This is a genomic window from Paenibacillus sp. J22FR5 (assembly GCF_059691975.1).
In genome coordinates, this window is sequence record NZ_JCAUAN010000004.1 from 293858 (window position 1) to 316108 (window position 22251).

The window sequence follows — 22251 nt, forward strand, 5'->3', positions numbered from 1 at the left end:
CAGCATAGGCAAAAATCTGGTGCTTACATATGTATACATCTAGGAAGGTGGTGTCTTCGTTGACTGTTATAGCTGAGGATTTACATTCTTTTTTTTCGAATAAGTCAGTGTTGGTAACAGGAGGTACCGGGTCAATTGGTCGGGGGATCGTGGAAAAATTGTTGACTTTTCGGCCTAAACGGATCGTTGTGTTCAATAAAGATGATTCCAAACAATATATGATGCAGCTTCGTTATCAGCATGAGCCGATGATTAACTTTCATTTGGGCGATATTCGCAATTATTCAGATGTGGAGAATGCGACTTCGGGTATCGATATCGTATTTCATACGGCTGCTTTAAAACAGGTTTCCATATGTGAAAGCTTCCCTTTCGAGGCTGTGAAAACGAATATTATCGGAAGTGAAAATGTGGTGCGTGCATCGATACGTAATGGTGTGCATACTGTCGTGAATATAAGTACAGATAAGGCTGTCAATCCCTACAATACGTTGGGAGCGACCAAGCTGATTGCGGAAAAGCTGTTTATTCAAGGCAATAGCGATCCAATGAATAAGCATACCAAGTTGTGTACAATTCGTTTTGGTAATGTGATGGGAAGCAGGGGGTCTGTACTGCCTATATTTTTTGATCAAGCAAATCGGGGAGAAGAGCTGACGGTCACGGATATGGAAATGACTCGCTTCTTTATTTCAATACCTGACGCCGTAGATCGAATCATAAAAACCGCATTTTACTGTCAGGGCGGAGAAACATTTGTGCTGAAAATGAAGACGCTGCGTATTGGAGATCTAGCACAGGAAGTTCGCCTTTATTTTAGAGAACTGCAAATGAATATAGACATCAAAATCGTAGGCTTGCGGCATGGCGAGAAAATGAATGAAGAGCTTGTCTTTGACAACGAAACCGGCCAATTGTATGAGGATGATGAACTGTTGGTTATTTTTGGACCTCGTAGGCAAGGACCGTATCTGCACTTCAAACCGTCCAGCGTGCATACTTACCGCTCCGATCTAGATGTGCGTATCGGGAAGAGCGAGTTGAAGCAGATGATTACCAGCTTTCATCAACAGTATATGTGGCACAGAGACGGGGGATCTGCGTGAGTGGCCAAAGTTATGTTCAATCACATCTTCTCCAGCAGAAGGCCGTTCAATGGATTCCTGCCGGATGCCATACGTACAGTAAAGGTGTGGATCAATTCCCTCAGCTTTCTCCGGGCTTTATCCAGTCAGGAAAGGGAGCCTGGGTAACGGATGTTGATGGCAACACCTTTCTCGATTGGGGAATGGGGCTGCGTTCTGTGTCACTCGGATACGGGTATCCTCGAATCACACAGAAAGTAATTGAATATGTCCAGTTAGGCACTAATTTTACGAGACCGGCACCAATTGAAGTGGAATTAGCTGAATTGCTCATGGACGTGATTCCCTCTGCCGAGATGGTGAAATTCGCAAAAAATGGTTCCGATGTGACGTCCGCGGCGATTCGTTTAAGCCGGGCATATACAGGCCGCAAACGAATTGCTTTTTGCAAAGAGCATCCTTTTTTCAGTTTTAATGATTGGTTTATTGGCACGACGCCATGCAATAACGGGATACCTGAAGAACTGTCTGAACTTTCCATTCCATTTCATTACAATGATGCCCAAAGTTTAGAGCGAATTTTTGATTTGTATCCTGACGATGTGGCAGCTGTTATTTTAGAGCCAGTCACAAGTGAAGCACCCGCTGACCGATTCCTGGAGCGTGTTCGTGAACTAGCGAGTCAGCATGGTGCTGTGCTTATTTTTGATGAGATGATTACGGGTTTCCGGTTCGGGCTGCCTGGGGCGCAAACGATTTTTGGTGTCGAACCGGATTTATCCACTTTTGGTAAGGCGATTGGGAATGGTTTCTCCTGCGCTGTTTTAGCGGGCAAACGGGATATTATGTCATTGGGAGGACTCGAACATAAGCAGCCTAGGCTGTTTTTACTGTCTGCTACCAACGGAGCAGAAACACATTCACTAGCTGCCGCCAAGGAGACGATACTTGAATTCCGAGAAAAAAATGTGGTCGGCCATATTGAAACCATTGGAAAAATGCTGCAAAATGGCTGGCGGCATACAGTGAAAGCTCATGGTTTGGATCCGCATGTGCAAATCGGGGGGTATCCGAATAGCCCTATCGTCGTTTGCAAGGATGAACATGAGCTTCCCTCAGCCTCATTCCGCACCTTATTTCTCCAGGAAATGATTAAGGAAGGCGTATTGATACCTTATATTTCAATCAGTTATTCGCATGGCGAGCGTGAAGTGGCCCGGACACTTGAAGCACTAAATCGAACCTGCGCCATTTATAAACAGGCTTTGGAACAGGGTGTCGATTCGTTTCTGATAGGTCCTGCTGTCAAGCCGGTTTTTCGTAAATTTAATTAGAAAGAAGGAATCCTATGTCTTATTTGGTCATCGGACTGGGATCGATGGGCAAGCGCCGGATTAGGGATCTTATCGCTTTAAGCGGGGAGCGAGTCATCGGTTTTGACCTTCGTGAAGATCGGCGTTGTGAGGCTGAAAGCAAATTCGGCATCGAAACCTTCGATTCTATAGAACGTGCGCTTCAAGAGCCGGTGAGGGCAATCATCATATCGACACCGCCTGATCTTCATATGCCATATGCGCATTTGGCAGCAGATTTAAATATCCCATTCTTCACAGAAGCCAGCGTGACAAAGGAAGGGATGCCGGAGCTTATCGAGAAGTTGAAAGAAAAACCAGAACTTGTTGCTGTTCCTTCATGCACCATGCGTTTTCATCCCGCTACCCACGTGCTGCGGGAGATTATGAAAAATAATACGTTAGGTGAAAATAGCTTTTTTACTTATCATTCCGGACAATATTTGCCGGATTGGCATCCGTTCGAAGATTACCGGCATTTTTATGTCTCTAAGCGTGAAACTGGCGGGTGTCGGGAAATCGTTCCTTTTGAATGGGTTTGGTTGACTTCCGTTTTCGGCTCCATCGGTAAGGGTTATTCGTTGAAGCGTAAGGTGAGCCGTTTGCAGGCTGATATCGACGATGTGTATCAGATGATACTCGAATTTGGGCCAAGTATTCAGGGACAAATGACAGTGGATGTGGTGTCTCGTCAAGCGACGAGGACATTTACATGGGTGGGAGAGAAGGGGACGGTGCGTTGGAATTTCTTTGAGCCGAACCTGGTCATTTATGATGGAGAGCTGCAAATAACGACGTGTGTGCCCCTCATGAGCGGAGAACGCCCATTTCAATATGAAGATATGTATGTGAGCGAGATGCAAGCGTTCCTGCTGGCCCTCTTAGGTGAGCGTCCGTTTCCACACGATTATCCGGATGATTTAAAGCTGCTTGAGACGCTGGAACAGCTTGAAATTGGTTGATCAATTAAGCAGGCAAGCACGATAGGTGATATTTATAAGATGTACCCATACTGGGAAGATGGGAGAGACCTCTGCATGGATGAGTTTGATCTGAACGGGAAAGTGGTTGTGATTACAGGTGCTGGAGGCCGGTTAGGTTCGCAGTTTGCTCAAACTGTTCAGAAGCATGGCGGGAGGGCGGCTTTGCTGGATGTCACCTTTCCTTCTGGTATGTCCGTTATTTCCGACACAGAGCTGCGGTTATCGGTCGATATCACAGTACCCGAATCCGTTAAAGATGCAGCTGCCCAAATACTTAGCCAATGGGGAGCGATTGACGGACTGGTGAATAACGCCTGCATTCAACCCGAAGGCTTCTGTGCATCTGTTGAAGACTATGAGCTGGCTACTTGGCGTAAAGTAATGTCCGTCAATCTCGATGGTTTATTCCTTTGCACGCAAGTCTTCGGCAAGGCGATGGTAAATCAGCGGGGCGGCAGCATCATCAATATTTCATCCATTTACGGCGTGAATGGCGCTAATTTTTCGCTGTACGAGGGCTTGCCTTTCAACACCCCTCCGTCTTATGCAGCGAGCAAATCAGCCATTCTAGGATTGACGCGTTATTTAGCTTGTTATTGGGGTGAGCGTCAAATTCGGGTGAATGCCATTACACCAGGCGGTATTGAGGATGGTCAGCCTGAGGTGTTCATCAATCGGTATAGCGAGCGTACTCCGCTCAAGCGAATGGCACAAAAAAATGAAATGAATGGAGCAGTGCTTTTTCTATTGTCTAATGCTTCCTCGTATGTCAATGGCCACAATCTGGTCGTAGACGGAGGCTTTGGCGCATGGTAACGAGTTGAAAGAGGGGATCGTTCATGAAAATTGGCATTCTTATTACGGCAAGATTAAAATCTTCTCGTTTACCACTGAAGCTGCTTGCCTATCTCCATGGAAAACGCGTCATCGACCATGTCGTTGAAAGGTGTAAGGCTGTCAGCTTTGTCGATCAGGTCATTCTTTGCACCTCACCCCATCCGCAGGATGCCCCGCTTGTCGACGCTGCAATGCAACATCATATCCATTATTTTATGGGAGAACCTGATGATGTTCTCAAACGATTATACGATGCTGCCACCTTTTATCGGCTGGATTATATATTGAATGTAACAGCCGACGATGTGTACTTTTCCGTCGAATATGCAAATCGGTTGGCTAATCAAGCGATACTGACCCAACCGGATTATATGTATACAGAAGGACTTCCGATTGGCATTGGTCTCTATGGGATGCGCTATGAAGCGCTCAAAACCGTGGTTGAATTCAAAAATCGGAAAGATACGGAGATCTGGGGAACTTGGTTCAACCATCCGGATCTTTTTCAAATTCATGTATTTGAAGCCCGCAAGGAAGAACATAGGCAGGTAAGGCTCACCTTGGATACGCCAGAAGATTTCGCTTTTTTTCAGAAGCTCGAGGAAGCGCGTAGAACGGAAGACGGCATCAGCTACCCGGATCTGCTCAAAGCGATCGATAAGCTGCCTGCTCAAGCGTTTGTCAATCAGCATATTATTCAGATGAAAGTTCCGCAGGAAGTGATGGATGAGGTTCGGCTGCACTACGAGCATCAGAAGGACAAATTTTTGCAAATCAAAGCAGCGAATTACAAGAGATAGGGAGTGAATGAGGAATGACACGTATAAATCGGTTGTTCGATGAGAATCAAGACCATTCATCCGACATGTATTGGATTGCGGAGCCCGCTTATACACATGAAGGCGACTTCCAGTATTTGCTTGATCTCGTTGACGCTTTGATTGCATCAGGTGCTGATGCGGTCAAGTTTCACTTGATGCTTGATTTAGATGCTTACATGGTAGCCGAACATCCTCTATATGCAGATTTGGAGAAATGGCTGTTTACCCGTGAGCAATGGCGGGAAGTGTTTGCCCGCTGCCGTCAGGGAGGATTGGAAATCGTTGGACTGGCGGATGAACTGCCTGCGTTGGAATTTCTCATTGAAGAGAAGGTCGATGCTATCGGCATTCACGCAACCTGTATCAACGATTATTTTATGCTGAAGCGGCTGTCGGAAATGGAACAACCTTTATTTATCGGTATCGGCGGCATTCAGCTGTCAGAAATTGAACGTTCCTTGCAATTATTGTCGGGCAAGAAAAGCGTTATTTTGATGTATGGCATTCAACATTATCCAACGCCTCCTCAAAGTATTCATCTGCATAAGCTCCTGCTGTATCAAAATCGATTTCAATGCCCTGTCGGATATGCCGATCATACCGCTAGTATCGATCATTTAACCCGTTACTTGGTATATGCGTCTGCGTATGGTTTGGGTGTGCGGATTTTCGAACAACATGTCACGCTAGATCTGACCGTTAAAAGAGAAGACGACGAAGCGGCCTTAGAGGTGGAGGGATTTAAAGTTCTGAAGCAACAGCTCCAGCTAGTCAGTGTCATGACAGGCAACCAACAATTCGATCTCAAGGCGGAGGAACGTGAATATTTCTCGTTGGTTCGTAAATGCATGCTCGCATCCAAAGATCTGCCCATCGGTACTGTGCTTGCTGAGGAAGATATTCAATTTAAACGGACGGAAGCTCAGGGTGATATGGAGCAAGGCGATTTTGTACAACTCCTTGGAAAAACGTTGCTTCAGGATTTGAAGGCTGGCGAAGCTTTCTGTTGGGAGCACATTCAATAGTTTGAGGATTGTGGGGTATGTAACATGTATGGAGAAAACACAATCAATGATCATATGCTGCTGAGGTATGTTTATGTGGATGATTTATTGACTGCCTTCGAATCTTTGCAGTACAAGGATATCGAGCTTCCTTTGCTGATGATCGAGGCCTGGTACAATTTTATGAAGGATACCGTAAACAAGCAGCTGAAGTCTCCTGAATATGTTGCTAAATTACGTGTCAAAAGGTATGAAACTACGATGAATGATTTTTATACGGGCTTGCAGAGATATCCGAAGAGGCAAGGAAACTACAGGCTCGATCCGGATCGGACCATGATTCTCATATGCGGTCAGTTTATCGACACAGCGATTAAAGCATTTCAAGATCAAGAAGTGCTTTTCCTGTTGAGCAATCGTTTGGATGTTGCGGCTGTTCAAGGTCAATCCATTCCAACCCATTTCAAGCAGTTTAACTTTCAGGAACAATATGTAAAGTTTCGCAGCAAGTTGATTTATGAGGGTAGAGAAGAATGGATACCAAGAATTACAGCGTTAACGAAGCCGTATAGAGATCATCCTCTATTTGGTAAAGAGAGCTTTGTGGAGTGGTTGTACGCACAAATCATTGAAAATATTTGTCTCATTGAAACAGGTGAGATGGTGTTGGAAAAATACCCGATTGGAATCGTCCTAGATCATTCCGAGCTTATTTATCCAGGGAATGTCATGTCGCTTTTGGCCCGAAAATATCATTTTCCATTTTTCAATGTGCAGAATAATTTACTAAGCGATGTAAGTATTATTCCTTCATGGGCGAGCTACTACTGTGTTTGGGGGCGATATACCGAGGAATGGCTTATTCAAAAAGGCGTGGATCCTTACCAGGTTAGAGCCATCGGGAATTTGCGATTTGAACATGTAAAGAAAATACCAGCGAAAACCAAATTGGATTTATTAAAAGAATGGTCGATCACGGAGGAAGTTTCCTTTCTTACATGGACCACTCAGCCTTATTCCGTTGAAACGAATGAGCTCATGATAACTTGGTTGAAAGAAGCGATTGCTGAGCTGTCCATTGTGCTCGTCATCATCCCGCATAAAGACGATTTCTGCTCGTATGATCCTTGGTTGAGTGCCAATATCAAGCTCCAGCCACAGGGATTTACCTTGCAGGATATTTTGATCGCAAGCGATTATGTGACGACGATTTCATCAACAACTGCCTTAGAAGCAGCTTATTTTCACAAGCCGCTTTTCGTTTTGCAGCCGCCAATTCCGTATCATTTTAACTTGCATAACAATGAATACCCTGAGCATCTTGCCAAAGCTTCAGCGGGTGTGACAGTCTGTTCTTCCGAGGAATTGCGAATGAAGCTTTTGACCATCATGCATAATGATTCAGAGAAAAAGGATTTGATGTACAGAGAAAGCAAGTTTCTTCACTCCTCGATGGTCATTGACAGCATTTCGCCATCGCAAAGACTGTATCACCTGATGAAAGAAGTTATGCGTCATAAATGGCTATGAGAAGAACACAAGGAGGGATAAACCATGTACGGTGGGGATGAATTCAATGCACACCTGCTCCTTCGATACGGATATACAAAGGATTTTTTGGAATGGTTCTCACCACTGGTGTATAGAGGTGTGGAATTACCGCTTAATATGCTTCGGGCTTACCATGTGTTCATTCGAGACATCATTGATCAACAACTAAGTGATGGGGATTGGGTAGCTGAAAAATGGAAAAAGTGGAGCTATCGATCCATGAAAGATGTACAGATGGATTTACAGCACTGGCCTGAACAACAGAGAAATTGGGAAAACCGAAAGGACCGGAGCACAATTTTAATGTGCGGTCAATTCGTGGATATGGCAATCAATCAGTTTAGTGACCGCAAGGTAATTTTACTTCACTCCAACCCCTATGATTTAAAAGCGCTAGAGGGTAAAAAGCTGCCTGCAGGATTTTCAGTTTTCAGCGTGCATGAGAAGCTTTTGGAATGGAATATGCCCAAGGATGTTCACATTTCTGTCGATGAAATTTTGCTGAATCGAGCAACTTCCAGAGATCAATACGTCGCTCAGCATCCCGTCTTTTCTCATCCGAAATTCCATGAATGGATGCGGGGCCAAACCAATCAGGCGCTTATCCTTGTTAACATTTTAGATAACCTGCTCATTAAGTATCCTATCGGCGTGATTCTTGATCATTCGGAGCTTATATATCCAGGAAGCATTTTGGCGCTGCTTGCAAGAAAATACAATTTGCCGTTTATTAATGTACAAAATCATTTGACCAGTGATGCTTCCATTATTCCATCGCGCGCCTCACACTATGCCATATGGGGCCAGCATATGACGGAATGGTTACGCGAACGGGGAGTTGCGAGCGAACAAATATGGGAGATAGGAAGTTTGAGGTTGGAAAATAACGACAAAAAAATCAAAAAATCGAGAGAGGATCTTTTAACTTATTTAGGTCTGCCAGAGCAACAATTGATCCTCACCTATACGACAGAATGCTATTCGTCAGAAATCAATTATCACATGATGGAGTGGTTTCAGTATTTGACAACCGAGCAGCCTGTTCTCGTCATCGTAAAAGCGCACCCATCCGACCGTCTATCCTATACACAGTATCTGTCCAATCGCATAGTTATATCTCCTGATTCATTTGATTTACAGGAGATTTTGAATGCCTCCGATATCATTGCTACCATATCCTCAACGACCGCTTTAGAAGGCGCGATGCTGGGGAAAGGTATCCTCGTGCTGCATCCCCAGCTTCCCTATGACTATCACATCAATTACAACGGGTATCCGTATCATTTATCCAAAGCTCAAGCAGGCATCGTCGTTCATACGGAACACGAGCTTTCTTCTGAAATTTCAAAATGGATGCTCGAACCAGCATATGCCCAGCTAGTTGTAGAGCAAGGTCAGAATTATCTCAACCATACTTTGGTTAAAGGTGAAGAGACACCTAGCGAGCGGATTCGGAAGTTTATCGATCAATTACGGGGGCCGTCCCATGATTCACAATAAGTCGGTTTTGGCTGTCATTCCGGCACGCGGAGGATCAAAGGGACTGCCTGGCAAAAACATACGAAACCTGGCTGGCTTACCGCTGCTGGCCTGGACGATTCGTGAGGCGATGAAATCATCCTATATCGATCGGTTGATTTTATCCAGTGAAGATGAAGCCATCATTTCCGTAGCCATGGCATTTGGCTGTGAAGTACCTTTTATCCGCCCGATGGAGCTGTCGCAGGATCATGTCTCAGGCATCGAGCCTATTGTGCATGCCTTGGAGAGCTTACCTACGTATGATTACATCATCTTGCTGCAGCCTACATCTCCGCTGCGTCTTGTTTCCGATATCGATCGTTGCATGGAGATGTGCCATGAGGAGCAAGCCAATGTCTGCGTATCTTTGACACTTAGCGAGAAGCCTCCTTCATGGATGTACCATTGCGATCAACAGCATCGCATACAACCTATTTGTCACGATCAAATGCTTTATCCGAGAAGGCAGGATGCGCCAGACACCTACCTGTTAAATGGTGCTGTCTATATCGCTCGATCAGCATGGTTTCTTAAGCATCGAACGTTCATTTCGAACGAAACACTGGGGTTCATTATGCCCCTAGAACGCTCTATTGAAATCGATTCGGAATGGGACTTGATAAAAGCAGAAGCCTTTTTTCAGAAAAGACAGGATAAGTAATGACAATGTTCAATGCGCTAACCTACTATCATCAAGGGCTAATCGTAAAATAGGCTTCATTCGTAAGATATTAGCCTAGTACAGGTAAGCAGTTGGGAGCATTTACTAGTCTATAGGCATTGCAGGAGGGAGTATGATCCGAGTGGCAAATAATACGAAACTAACTATCAGTCTCCTGGATATTCTGAAAATGGAGCTGCATGTAATGAATCAAGCACTTGATGTTGTTGATTTTTTGACTTGGAAAGTGGAAAACTGCAAAAAGATACGATTGAAAGATGTGACAGCGGTTATTAATTTGCGCAAGCTCGTCAATTCATTTACGTTTACGCTTGTTAAGCAAAAATAACCGAATAGGGGGAGGTGTCTGGTTGTGAGAAGAAGATTGCTTTTTGAGCTCCGGCTTCTGCGAAGAAGCATTCGAAGAAACCGAAGGCTCTTGATCCGTTTGATTCGCGATTTAGAAAACGGTGACAGCTTCTAATCAAGCTGACGATCGGGGGCGTTAGCTGTGTATGGCGGTGATCAATGGAATCCACATTTACTTTTACGTTATGGCTACACGCTGGATTTTTTCAAATCGTACTCGCCGCTTCGGTTTCATGGTATCGAGCTGCCCTTGCCGCAAATCAGGCCCTATCATCAGTACATTCGCAGGTTCGTCGATCAACAGTTGGATAACGATGCCTATTTACGAATCAAAAATAAGCAATGGAAGCTTCAATCGATGTCCGATGCGCAAGCTCAATTACAGAGGCTGCCTAGGCAACGAAACCGATTAAGCGAAGATCCCGGCCGGGATATGATTCTGTTGTGCGGGAATTATGCTGATTTTGCGATTAAGCATCTTGCCTCACATAAAGTCATTCTACTTTCACATTATTTGTATGAACGCAAATACTTGAAAAACCGAACTCTTCCTAAACAGTTTCAAGTTTACCGGTTGGGTGAGAAATTGTTATTCGGCCGAGTACCCAGACGAGTGTTAAGAAAACAAAAAGAGCTCACAGAAACATTCGATGACATCTATCATGCTATGCGCAAGCAAGTAGGCGCCCACCCGATACTTGCCAAACCTTCATTTCAGCGTTGGATGCATGAACAAATTCCGCTGATGACTGAATTAATCGATGAGCTGCATGACATTGTTCTGTCAAGACCAATTAAATTGATCGTTGAGCATACAGATATACTGCCTCGACAAAGCATACTTGCACTGCTTGCTCGCATGCATGGATTGCCATTTCTGCATATCCAGCACCATTTAACCAGTGACGCTTCCATGATTCCTACTCGAGCAAGCCATTATGCGGTTTGGGGAAAGCACATGTCCGATTGGTTGGTCCAAAGAGGCATTGAACGAGCGGCAATCTCGGAGGTAGGCAGTGTAAGGTTGGAGCTTAGCCAAAAGCCAATTAGTCTAACGAGTGAGAACCTTCATCAAGAATTGGGATGGGAGAAGGAGCAGCCGATCATTACGTTTATGACTGAACAGTACGGATACACAGTTAACCATCAGGTCATGGAGTGGATCAAGGAGGCTGTTCGCTCTTTACCAGTTTGGGTCTTAATCAAACCGCACCCCGATGATTCTTTGACATATGAGCCATATATAAGCGAACAATTGAGAAAAATCCCAGTAGGGTTTCACTTACATGAAGTTCTTCAAGCGTCCGATTTGATTTTGACGATATCGTCTACAACGGCTGTTGAATCCGCGATGTATGGAAAAGGGGTCATCATCCTGCAGCCGGAAATGCCTTATGATTATCATTTGAATTACAATGGATATGCGAGTCATCTGGCTAGAGCGGACGCTGGTTTTGTGGCAAAATCTGCTCTAGAACTTAAGCAATATATACGAAGATGGTTGGAAGAGCAAGATGTTCGCCGTGAGCTTGTGGAGCGAGGCACATTATTTAAAAACCTAACGCTTAATCCAAGCGAAACGGAGCCAGGGGTCGAGGTTCAACGGCTCGTTCGACAACTGCTGCAACGATCAGGGGAGGGGCTTTCGTGATGTTTGGCATTATTGGAGCAGGCGGTCATGCCAAGGTGATTACAGATACGCTGCGGCGCAGAAACCGTCATGCGGATTTTATTTACTTTTCGGCAGACACTTCGCCTTCTGCAATAAAAGAGGGTCTTATTTATGTTGACAGCGAGCAGCAAATTCTGGATTTCCGTTCAGCTGTGGAGGGCTGGCATGTGGCCATCGGCAGTCCAGCGATCCGTAAACGGAAAATAGAGTGGCTGCTTGCGAACGGATTCCCGCTAATCAGCGCGATTCATGACCGAAGCGTGTGCTCGGAGCAATCGGTCATCGGGGAAGGCTCAAGCTTAATGGCTGGCGCAGTGATCAACCCCTACGCTGTTATTGGACAGGGATGCATAATAAATACATCATCTAGTGTCGATCACGATTGCAGGATTGCAAGTTTTGTCAATATAGGGCCAGGGAGTAGATTGTCCGGCTCCGTGAACATTGGCGAGCTATGTGAACTGGGTACAGGCACGATTGTACTCCCAGGTATAACAATTGGCAAGCATTGTATCATTGGAGCAGGTTCCGTTGTCCTCTCCGATATACCAGACCATAGTCTCGCCTTCGGGGCTCCGGCTCGCGTGATTAGACAGATGGATGGCGGCAGTTCCGTTTCATCAGTCCCGCCGCATGAATGATAGGAGAGTCGAATAGCATGGATTTTTGGGAGCGACTAACTGCAGAACACGCCGAACCGTATGTTATCGCTGAAATTGCAGCTAATCATAATGGGGATATGGCGCTTGCTGAGCGGTTGATCAAGTTGGCGAAAGAAGCAGACTGTGATTGTGTGAAATTTCAATCTTGGACAAAACACAGTCTGATGATTCATAGCAGAGTTGATCAAGAGCTGGAGCGTGCATTAGATCTTTACAGTATGACAGAAGAAAAGTTGGCCACAATGAAACGACTGTGCGATGAAATCGGTATCGCCTTCGCCTGTACACCTTTTTCCAAGGGTGAAACGGATTTCCTCGTTCAGCTGGGTGTGCCCTTCATCAAGTTATCTTCCACCGAATTAACGAATCTTCCGCTGCTTCGGCACGCAGGCGCTACAGGGCTGCCGATTGTCATGTCGACCGGAATGGGAGAGTCGGAAGAAATTGCTCAAGCTGTCCGGATCCTGGAAAAGACGGGCAATACAAAAATCGTAATCCTTCATTGCGTTTCTGTTTATCCCCCCAATGACAGCAACGTGAATTTGAACAATATGGATAATTTGAGGAGGGAATTTCCATATCCAATAGGTTTTTCCGATCACACGATCGGAACCGCCATCCCGCTTGCTGCCGTGGCAAAAGGCGCACGTGTCATCGAGAAGCATTTTACGCTGGACAAAAGCTTGCCCGGCTGGGATCATCAAGTATCTGCCACACCGGACGAAATGAAGCGAATTGTGACAGATGCCAAACGCATCAACGCGGCGCTGGGCAGCTATGAACGGCAAGTAAGCGAAGAGGAACGAAAAAATAGGGAATTTTTTCGCCGTAGTATCGTTGCCGCAAGGGAAATCAAAGCGGGAGCTGTCATCGGTTACGATGATTTGGATACGAAACGGCCTGGCACGGGTATTTCACCTATTTCCATGGACCTCCTTATCGGAAAAACGGCGAATCGCACTATTGACTTTGATGAGATGTTAACGATGGATGACTTTACGTAAAAGTATCCATAAAAATCAGCCCGTTAAGCTGTTAAGCTTAAGGGGTTTCTTTGGTTTTGTCATGACATTAATGACATTTTGTTCAAGTGGATGATCGTTTGAGAGGGATTGCGTCTATTCTCGCCATGGTCCGAGATATTCTCGGTGAAACACCATTTCTCGTTCAGAATATGGCGTTGCTCAAGCCTCCTCTTGGTGGAGGGGAGAAAGCCATGGCATCAAGATATGGCATACGGTAACCTGGCTTATGAGAAAGCCGTTGAAGGGGTGTGGATCACACTAGATGAAGCTGCGCTTGATAATGGCTGTATGCATGTCATCCCAGGTTCCCAAGCGGATGGGGCTACGCCTCATTATGCGATACGAGATTGGCAACTTACCGATGTTGAAAGGGGGCTTTTTTTTCAATTGAAGTGCAACAGAGTCTACACCATATGAAAATCAAATGAATAATAATAATATGGTCATTTTAGATAAAAAGGGGCGAGTTGAAAGGAGGAACCATGGTGTCTTCGCTTATTTCTATTGTCATGCTCACATGGAATGGTTTGAAATTTACGAAAGAGTGCGTAGAAAGTATTTTGCGTCATTCCGATGACAGTATAAGGATTCAATTTGTGTTTGTAGACAATGGCTCGACGGATGGAACCGTGGATTATTTACGGACAGTCCCTTCCTCCAAGCTCATATGTAATCACGAAAATAAGGGATTTGCAGCTGGAAACAACCAAGGGATCTTGGCCGCTGATGGTGATTATATTTGTTTGCTTAACAACGACACCGTTGTTACACAAGGTTGGATGACTCGTTTACTGGGATGTCTTCAGAAGGACCCCACCATCGGCATCGTAGGGCCACGTTCCAACAATGTCGCATGGTCGCAGCTCGTCTACAATGTTCCTTATAAGTCGTCTCAGGAAATGGATGTTTTCGCCTTCCAATGGTCACTTCAGCATAAAGATAAAGGCTTCTTCCCGCATAAATTAATCGGGCACTGTATGCTGTTTCATAAGGATCTCATTACCAAAATAGGCGGGCTGGACGAAAGGTTTTTTCCTGGGAATTATGAAGATGACGATTTCTGTTTACGTGCACGTATAAGTGGTCAAATTTTGTGGGTAGCTAACGATGTTTATATCCATCATTATGGTGGAAGTACGTTCAAAACGAACCAAACCAATTATTCAGCCAGCGCCTATATGAATGCAGAAAGATTTTCTAGAAAGTGGTCGTTGGGCGTCTCCGGTTTAGAACTGGATCAATTTGGTTACAATCCCTCAGAAATTGTGGAACGAGAAAAGCCTTTCCGGGTAGAACGGCATTATATTCCTATAGTATGAAGTAGTTTCTCAAAGAGAAACTTGTAGGAGGGAAATGGAATGAGGATTGCGCTGATAAGTCCGGATTATCTTCCCGTTCCACCCGTAAAATACGGCGGTATAGAGCGGGTTGTATATACGTTAGCAGAGGAGCTTGTAGATCGAGGACATGAAGTCATTCTATATGCTCCGTTCGGAAGCCAAGTACGCGGAAAACTGATGCCCTATTTACACGAGGGTCATGACATGTGGAAAATTCCTGGTTTTGTAAAGCTTACATTGCCTTCAGGCGTTGATATCATTCATGACCATACGCAGCTTTCCGTTGTCGGCCAAAAGAAACTTTCAGTACCAACTGTCTGTACGATTCACAACCCATTAACCAATCCGGTGAAACATGCTGTATATTTGAGTAAAAGACACCGGGATTTGTTCGGCAGTCCTCAAGACAACGTTGTTTATAACGGCTTAAACCCGAATGAATTTCAATTCTCTGATCAAAAAGGCGACTATCTGCTCTACATTGGAGCGATTCTTCCGTACAAAGGCGTTCATCATGCTATAGAGGCGGCGGAGCGGGCCAACCAGAAATTAATTATAGCAGGACCTGTCTATGATCATGATTATTTCCATAAGGAGATCCTCTCCAAGACCATGTTGAATCCCTCTATACAATATGTAGGTGAAGTCGGGGGGCAAGATCGTCAAAATTTATTGAAGCATGCCAGATGCATGTTGTTCCCGACGTTGGTTGAGGAGCCGTTCGGTCTAGTCATGATTGAAGCTCTCGCATGCGGAACACCTGTCTTAGCATTACCAAATGGTTCCGTTCCTGAGGTTATGAGCGGTTTTCCCCAATTGATATGCCGCTCTGTCCAAGAGATGGCGGATAAATTAATCCATGCGACTTTACCTGATCCCGATGAGCTCCGTGAATATGTACTGGAGCATTTTACGACAAGCAGGATGACAGATAAATATCTTGAAATATATCAGACAATCATCGAGGAAGAAAGAGGATAAAACCCAAAAGCAGCGTCTGCGCCAGATTTAATTAAGGCGCAGACGCTGCTTTTTCATTCCGCAGTTTTGGAGTTTTACGAACCATTCAGAACTGTCTCAAAGTACTTTTTATTGTGTAATATATTCGGGTCTTCGGGTCTGTAGTTGCGGGCAATTTCATTGTGCTTATTAGCCGTTGCATGTTGCCCTAGCTGGTCATAACAGACGCAGAGTTGTAGATGGGGCAGCCAAGTCGAAAATTTTGGATTAGAAAATCCCCAATTGTGTGCAGGAACATTTAATTCTGTTGCTAATTTGTACCAAAACACAGCTGGTTCGTATTGCTTGCGGGTTAGAAAATAATAGCCTAGACGACAGCAGAACTCAGCACGCGGACTGTCATATTGAAATGATCGGAATACGGACTGTAATTCCATTTCACTGTTGCCTAGATGATTGTAACAATCCGCTAGCTTGCTGCAGGATGAGATTTCATCCTCCACCCAGCATTTTCCGGTTGCCAGAAATTTATTATAATAAATAATTGCTTTAGAGTACTTGTTATGATCTTTTAATTCATTCGCGTAGTAATATAAGTCCCTGGGCGTGAATGGCTCTCCTCGCAGCAGCCTGTTCTGGAATATTTTCAGATTCCTGTCGCTCTTATTATGGATTCTGCAATGTGTAATGGTAATGTCGGAGTCCCAAATATTCCCGTTTACCTCCAAATATTCGTGTATCGCTCCAATCCATTTGAACTGGTTCTCCCGTTTCACCAGCCGGTTTCGTTTAAACCTGGAGATTGGGTTGCCAAACTCATCAAAAGCATAATTATAAAACATCGTTACCGAATCAACCGAAGGCTCCAGATCTGATTTTAACGCAATGAGCTTGTTGCAATCTTCTTCCTTCAAAATGTCATCCGCATCCAGCCAAAGAATGTAATCCTTCGTCGCTTGGCGAAAAGCGAAATTACGCGCTGCCGAGAAATCATCTATCCATTTAAAATCATAGATTTTATCCGTAAAGGAACTTACTATCGATTTCGTTTGGTCGGTGGAACCGGTATCTACGATTATGATCTCGTCAACTGCTTTTGCAACGGAGGATAAACAAGGACGAATCGTATTCTCTTCATTTTTAACGATCATGCAAAGACTTATGGTGATCAAAGTGTTCACTCACTTTCTTTCAGTTTAATGAGTACCAGCTCGTTGGTTTGGTAAGATCACAATCGTAATGATATAAAACAGAGGGAATTCTGATTTGGTTGATGATATCCTTGGACACTCTTGCTCCCCATTCATCATCTTCACCGAAGCTAATGTCATTAAACTTATGTTTGGCTGCAATTCTTTTGGCATAACACATGATATGGTTAGGTTTTCTATAGTAATAAAAGTGATCTTCTCCATGAGAGTACTCGTTTCCATATTTACATAACTTGTTAAATCGTCCATTAAAATACACGGCGACATCGAAAACGATGCAATCTGCATGGGGCGTTGATTCAATTTGTGAACATAATGTACTCACATAATGCGGTTCAATGCGATCATCATCATCGACAAAAACGATGTAATCACCTTTTGCTTGTTCGATCAGCACATTCCGTTTTGTACCGATGGTACTTTTTTTATTATCCAGCAATACCAGAATTTCTACAGGCATGCCTTGCGTTTGTACAGATAAGTGCCCAATCATTCGTGACAAATAGCCCATGCGTTCTGGTACAGAGGGAATCAGGATGGATAAGACAATATTCATTACTTTCTTCCCACCTCTTTTCGGTTATAAGTTTGAAACAGTCATTCTAATCTATTCATACTTTCAAAATGGGGCACGGCAGTTGAACCAATGGTATGTCCCCTGCCATGCGAATCTTTTGATTAACTGGATGGTTATATCGAACCAAAATTCCTCTGACGGAATATTGTGATCAAAGAGGAGGTGCAGAATGAATCGTTTTTTTGAAAAAATAATTAAACCAATTCTTATCAAATATGAGGCTTCTCACATTGTAGAAATTGGAGTCTTCCTAGCAGGTCGTACCACAATAAAATTGCTTGAGTTCTGTAAAATGATGGACAGTAAGTTAACCGTCATTGATCCTGCACCGGGATTTAATACGTATGCTTACAAAGCTGTTTTTTCAGAGGAATTGGTCATTCATATCAAGCACAGTCTGGAGGTAGTATCAGAGATCGAAGCAGCTGATGTGTTTCTCATTGACGGAGATCATAACTGGTACACCGTTTATCATGAACTAATGGCGATTGAGCAAATAGCAACAAGAACGGGTAAATTTCCGATCGTTATTCTTCATGACACGGAGTGGCCATATGGAAGACGTGATTCGTATTACTTTCCGGAAAACATTCCAATTCAATATCAAAAATCGCATGCCCAAAAAGGGTTGAAAGCTGGCTCCAGCGAGCTTGTTGAGACAGGGGGCATAAATGAAAATCACTACAATGCGATGAATGAATACGGAGAGAATAACGGTGTGTTGACGGCAATTGAAGATTTCCTAAAGGTAACGGCTTTTTCTCTTAGCTTTCACCGTGTTTACACAAATAATGGCTTAGGTATTCTTGTCCCTAGTGACAAAAAGAGAGATACAGTGATCCAGTATATCATTGATACCTCAGGCTTATAAAAGCAGCGGCTGCTCCCCATTTCATCGTGGGCGCAGCCGCTGCTTTTTTTCGTACATGAGACTAAGATACTCTTAACTATTCCATACTTTACAGAATGTTTAGTAGCTCGATTTTAGGCTATAGTCCCGATTTTAATTACTAATTCAATCAATATTTACAAAAAATGTTTTTTTCAGCACTTGTCCTCTCTCATTCGTCCATGCACTGAAAGCTTGTATTCATATAATATACGAGGAAACTAGAGTAGTTTCATGTTAAGTAAGGGAGGTTGGTGTTATTAATAGAAAATGTATCTCGATTGTATGTAAAAAGTATTCAAAATCATAAGGAGGTGCAAGGCTTTTGAGTAAACTTGCTCAGTTAATGAATCTAATTGGAATCGTGGGTATTACGAATATTAAAAAAATTGAAATTGAGTATTTTAATGATACTGAATACAAATTAAAATTCAATACAGGCGATGGTGCAATTCAAAGATTATCCGAACTTGAGGATTTTTTAGCAGCCATTGATTGGATTCAGGTCGAGGAAATTGAAATTGAACTGTACAACGGAGGAAAAATAGAGATCGAATTTCCTGATAGTTATGTAGGTCCGACGGGTGCTACAGGAGCTACAGGTGCGACAGGTGCTACAGGAGCTACGGGTGTAACAGGAGCTGCAGGAGCTACGGGTGCTACAGGGGCAACAGGAGCAACAGGAGTAACAGGAGCTGCAGGAGCTGCAGGAGCTGTAGGTGCTACGGGTGCTACGGGTGCTACGGGTGTTACAGGTGCAACAGGAGCTACAGGTGAAACAGGAGCTACAGGAGCTACCGGTGTGACAGGAGCAACAGGTGCAACGGGTGCGACAGGAGCTACAGGTGCAACAGGGCCAGCAGGTGAAACAGGTCCAGCAGGAGGAGCTACAGGAGCGACCGGAGCAACAGGTGCAACAGGTGCAACTGGTGACACTGGAGCAACAGGTGCAACAGGAGCAACGGGAGTTACAGGAGCAACAGGTGAAACTGGAGCAACCGGAGCAACCGGAGCAACAGGTGCAACAGGAGAAACCGGAGCAACAGGAGCAACAGGAGTAACAGGTGAAACTGGGGCAACAGGAGCGACCGGAGTAACAGGTGAAACTGGAGCAACAGGAGCAACAGGAGTAACCGGTGAAACTGGGGCAACAGGAGCGACCGGAGTAACAGGTGAAACTGGAGCAACAGGAGCAACAGGAGTAACAGGTGAAACTGGGGCAACAGGAGCGACTGGAGTAACAGGTGAAACTGGAGCAACGGGAGCAACAGGTGAAACTGGAGCAACAGGAGCGACCGGAGTAACAGGTGAAACTGGAGCAACAGGAGCGACCGGAGTAACAGGTGAAACGGGAGCAACAGGAGCAACGGGAGCAACGGGAGCAACGGGAGCAACAGGAGCAACAGGAGCAACAGGAGCGACGGGAGCAACTGGAGTAACAGGTGCAGCAGGAGCAACTGGTTCTAGTGCTATTATTCCGTTTGCATCAGGTTCGCCAGTAGCATTGACTAGTGTATTAGGAGGTGTTGCATCAACTCAAGCAGCTATTGGATTTGGAGGTTCTGGACCAATCGTTGAAATCTTAGGAAATCCAATTGATTTGACTGGTGGACCAGGTACACTAATCAACTTTGCATTTTCTGTACCTCGAGATGGAACACTTACTTCCATTGCAGCATTTTTTAGTGTAGATGTTTCACTACTATTAGTAGCACCTTCAACAATAACAGCAAGAGTATTCATTTCAGCTCCACCTTCAATTATTTTTACGCAAGTAGCTGCTATACCATTACCTGTCCTTCCACCATTAGCTGTACCAGGAACAGCTGTAAGTGATGTGGCACCATTAGCTATTCCAGTATCAGCAGGCGATCGAATTTTAGTAGTATTTAGTGTTTCAGCAAGTGTCGCAGGTGTTGTTGATGGTTATGCAAGTGCAGGTATTGAAATTGATTAAATTATTAAATAGATAAAAAATGAATTAGTTAAAAATCTCTTAAATATTACTATTTTTCATTTTTTTGTAGAACGTATAGAATGAAAAACTGTAAATGAGAAAAATAGGAGAGGGATCGCCCTAACCGTCACGTGGTTATCTACAAGTTGAGGTGGTCCCTTTCTCTACATATTTTTTGAGATGAAATCACATACCGATTAAAGATGGCCTTATTGAAGAAACACATTTTCTTTACGTATAGTCAAATGCATATTTTGTAATGGACAACCATCTATTGCCAAAAAGTACAGACAAACCTTTGGGATACCTCGTATGATGAAGCATCACAGGAGGTGTTGTAATGAGTCTCTTAGTTGGCAAAAAGAAAAGTACCAATACAGGAAAAAAACGGTTGATTATTAAAAAAAGTGGGGTTAAGCTCCACAAAGTAAGTGGATGCGGCTGTCGCAAACGTAAGAAAAAAGTAAAGAAAACTTGTCACAAAATTGTTGTCGTGAAAATCAAGCGCAAATGCTGTAAAAAAGGCCCAAAAGGAGATCGCGGTCCACGTGGTTTCAGAGGCTTAAATGGAGCAGCTGGAGCGGCCGGAGCAGCTGGAGCGGCCGGAGCAGCAGGAGCAGCAGGAGCGACCGGAGCAACAGGTGCGAACGGAGCAGCGGGAGCAGTAGGAGCAGCAGGACCAACAGGTGCAACTGGTCCAAAAGGAAATACAGGAGCCACAGGCCCAAAAGGGAAACATGGTGATGATGGCGATCGCGGACCAAAAGGACCGACAGGGCCAACAGGGCCAACGGGTGCAACTGGTCCAAAAGGAGATACAGGAGCCACAGGACCAAAAGGAAAACATGGTGATGATGGTGATCGCGGACCAAAAGGTCATACTGGACCGACGGGTCCAACAGGTCCAACAGGTGCAACAGGTCCAACAGGTGAAAAAGGGGATAAAGGTGATAAAGGGGATCAAGGACCACTCGGACCCATTGGTCCAATGGGTCCAGTGGGACCAACAGGAGCCACCGGAGCCGCCGGAGCCGCCGGAGCAACAGGAGCTACAGGACCAGCTGCATCTAGTGAATGCGATTGCTGTGTAACCCCTATGCAGTCTGTATTACAACAGCTAAAAACACTAGGCGCAACATCGGTTGATGTAGGAAGCGTTGACCAAATCTTCAATAATATCGACTTTTCAAGTGCATCTGTAACAATAAACGATTTCTTGTTGACCTTTCCAGCACAAGGTGGAACGCAAATTTTGCCGATCTGCTTTATCGTTGGTGTATCATCAAGTGCTATTACAGCAGCGTTCCCACTGACTCCCCCTAATCCAGCTATCGAAACGTCTGGCGAATGCAATTGTTGCGAAAGACCAATTCGAGAAAGACTTTCAACGCTTACCACTGTAACGGCCATGACGACAGATGGAGGAACATTCGGCATTGTTTCAGGTACTATCATTGGAATCGGCATGGGAATCGTTATCATTGATCCCCCAGGTGCCGGAACTAACCCAGTAGCAGTGTCGATCTGTCAAATTACAGGTTTAATGGTTTAAATAAAGTATATTTAAACGGAAAATAGTCTCACCTAATTCAAGGTAGGAACTGTTTTTTGTCATTATGGACTTCATACTTGGTAGGGAAGAACCTGTAATTAGGCTATGGACTACGAGGCTCAACAACTAGTCTACTTCACATCATACCTCTTAGCGATGGATGGTTTAATCCATCGCTTTTCTGTATGCTCGCGGCGCAGAATGACGACGCGGTCTGGGTAG

General features: G+C 44.5%; 21 protein-coding genes. 19 read left to right on the top strand and 2 right to left on the bottom strand.

The window, feature by feature from the left end; all coding sequences use genetic code 11:
• The first annotated feature begins 29 nt into the window (after positions 1 to 29).
• From AC58P7_RS09210 to AC58P7_RS09285, 16 genes are all read left to right on the top strand, one after another.
• A complete protein-coding gene (locus tag AC58P7_RS09210) occupies positions 30 to 1106 on the top strand; it encodes a polysaccharide biosynthesis protein (RefSeq protein WP_497341995.1) in 1077 nt (358 codons plus the stop codon).
• Positions 1103 to 2419 (top strand): glutamate-1-semialdehyde 2,1-aminomutase, encoded by a 1317-nt coding sequence (locus AC58P7_RS09215; RefSeq protein ID WP_497341997.1) that lies wholly within the window; start codon positions 1103 to 1105, stop codon positions 2417 to 2419. Before AC58P7_RS09210 ends, AC58P7_RS09215 begins: the two co-directional genes overlap by 4 nt.
• Before the next feature lie 14 nt (positions 2420 to 2433).
• On the top strand, positions 2434 to 3399 hold the full coding sequence (locus AC58P7_RS09220; RefSeq protein WP_497341999.1) for a Gfo/Idh/MocA family protein: 966 nt from the start codon (positions 2434 to 2436) through the stop codon (positions 3397 to 3399).
• A gap of 75 nt (positions 3400 to 3474) precedes the next feature.
• A complete protein-coding gene (locus tag AC58P7_RS09225; protein ID WP_497342001.1) occupies positions 3475 to 4236 on the top strand; it encodes an SDR family oxidoreductase in 762 nt (253 codons plus the stop codon).
• A gap of 23 nt (positions 4237 to 4259) precedes the next feature.
• On the top strand, positions 4260 to 5057 hold the full coding sequence (locus AC58P7_RS09230) for a cytidylyltransferase domain-containing protein (RefSeq protein ID WP_497342003.1): 798 nt from the start codon (positions 4260 to 4262) through the stop codon (positions 5055 to 5057).
• A 14-nt stretch (positions 5058 to 5071) separates the two neighbouring features.
• Positions 5072 to 6103, top strand: coding sequence for an N-acetylneuraminate synthase family protein (locus AC58P7_RS09235; RefSeq protein WP_497342005.1), 1032 nt, complete (start codon positions 5072 to 5074; stop codon positions 6101 to 6103).
• 24 nt (positions 6104 to 6127) lie between these two features.
• On the top strand, positions 6128 to 7612 hold the full coding sequence (locus tag AC58P7_RS09240) for a hypothetical protein (protein ID WP_497342007.1): 1485 nt from the start codon (positions 6128 to 6130) through the stop codon (positions 7610 to 7612).
• A gap of 24 nt (positions 7613 to 7636) precedes the next feature.
• Positions 7637 to 9133, top strand: coding sequence for a CDP-glycerol glycerophosphotransferase family protein (locus AC58P7_RS09245; protein WP_497342009.1), 1497 nt, complete (start codon positions 7637 to 7639; stop codon positions 9131 to 9133).
• Positions 9120 to 9815 (top strand): acylneuraminate cytidylyltransferase family protein, encoded by a 696-nt coding sequence (locus tag AC58P7_RS09250; RefSeq protein ID WP_497342010.1) that lies wholly within the window; start codon positions 9120 to 9122, stop codon positions 9813 to 9815. Before AC58P7_RS09245 ends, AC58P7_RS09250 begins: the two co-directional genes overlap by 14 nt.
• Positions 9816 to 9957: 142 nt before the next feature.
• Positions 9958 to 10164 carry a hypothetical protein gene (locus AC58P7_RS09255; protein WP_497342012.1) on the top strand — a complete coding sequence of 69 codons (207 nt, stop codon included), beginning with the start codon at positions 9958 to 9960 and terminating at the stop codon, positions 10162 to 10164.
• 162 nt (positions 10165 to 10326) lie between these two features.
• Positions 10327 to 11835 (top strand): hypothetical protein, encoded by a 1509-nt coding sequence (locus AC58P7_RS09260; RefSeq protein WP_497342014.1) that lies wholly within the window; start codon positions 10327 to 10329, stop codon positions 11833 to 11835.
• On the top strand, positions 11835 to 12497 hold the full coding sequence (locus AC58P7_RS09265; RefSeq protein WP_497342061.1) for an acetyltransferase: 663 nt from the start codon (positions 11835 to 11837) through the stop codon (positions 12495 to 12497). Before AC58P7_RS09260 ends, AC58P7_RS09265 begins: the two co-directional genes overlap by 1 nt.
• Positions 12498 to 12514: 17 nt before the next feature.
• Entirely contained in the window at positions 12515 to 13522 is a 1008-nt protein-coding gene (locus tag AC58P7_RS09270) for an N-acetylneuraminate synthase family protein (RefSeq protein ID WP_497342016.1), read from the top strand.
• A 195-nt stretch (positions 13523 to 13717) separates the two neighbouring features.
• Positions 13718 to 13960, top strand: a complete 243-nt coding sequence (locus tag AC58P7_RS09275) for a phytanoyl-CoA dioxygenase family protein (RefSeq protein WP_497342018.1) — start codon at positions 13718 to 13720, stop codon at positions 13958 to 13960.
• A 68-nt stretch (positions 13961 to 14028) separates the two neighbouring features.
• Complete coding sequence (locus AC58P7_RS09280; RefSeq protein ID WP_497342020.1) at positions 14029 to 14862, top strand: glycosyltransferase family 2 protein; 834 nt, start codon at positions 14029 to 14031, stop codon at positions 14860 to 14862.
• 39 nt (positions 14863 to 14901) lie between these two features.
• Positions 14902 to 15864, top strand: a complete 963-nt coding sequence (locus AC58P7_RS09285; RefSeq protein WP_497342022.1) for a glycosyltransferase family 4 protein — start codon at positions 14902 to 14904, stop codon at positions 15862 to 15864.
• A gap of 74 nt (positions 15865 to 15938) precedes the next feature.
• Here AC58P7_RS09285 and AC58P7_RS09290 read toward each other — a convergent pair whose 3' ends face one another.
• Both AC58P7_RS09290 and AC58P7_RS09295 read right to left on the bottom strand, forming a co-directional pair.
• A complete protein-coding gene (locus AC58P7_RS09290) occupies positions 15939 to 17015 on the bottom strand; it encodes a tetratricopeptide repeat-containing glycosyltransferase family 2 protein (protein WP_497342063.1) in 1077 nt (358 codons plus the stop codon).
• Positions 17016 to 17034: 19 nt separating this feature from the next.
• On the bottom strand, positions 17035 to 17610 hold the full coding sequence (locus AC58P7_RS09295; RefSeq protein WP_497342024.1) for a glycosyltransferase family A protein: 576 nt from the start codon (positions 17608 to 17610) through the stop codon (positions 17035 to 17037).
• Between the two features lie 190 nt (positions 17611 to 17800).
• Between AC58P7_RS09295 and AC58P7_RS09300 the strand changes: the two genes are divergently transcribed.
• The 3 genes from AC58P7_RS09300 (at position 17801) to AC58P7_RS09310 (ending at position 22029) form a co-directional block, all read left to right on the top strand.
• Positions 17801 to 18502: a class I SAM-dependent methyltransferase gene (locus tag AC58P7_RS09300; protein ID WP_497342026.1), complete on the top strand. Its 702-nt coding sequence runs from the start codon at positions 17801 to 17803 to the stop codon at positions 18500 to 18502.
• Between the two features lie 343 nt (positions 18503 to 18845).
• The gene (locus tag AC58P7_RS09305; RefSeq protein WP_497342028.1) at positions 18846 to 20477 is read left to right on the top strand and encodes an exosporium glycoprotein BclB-related protein; all 1632 of its coding nucleotides are present in this window, start codon (positions 18846 to 18848) and stop codon (positions 20475 to 20477) included.
• Positions 20478 to 20817: 340 nt separating this feature from the next.
• Complete coding sequence (locus AC58P7_RS09310) at positions 20818 to 22029, top strand: bclA protein (RefSeq protein ID WP_497342030.1); 1212 nt, start codon at positions 20818 to 20820, stop codon at positions 22027 to 22029.
• Positions 22030 to 22251: the final 222 nt, after the last annotated feature.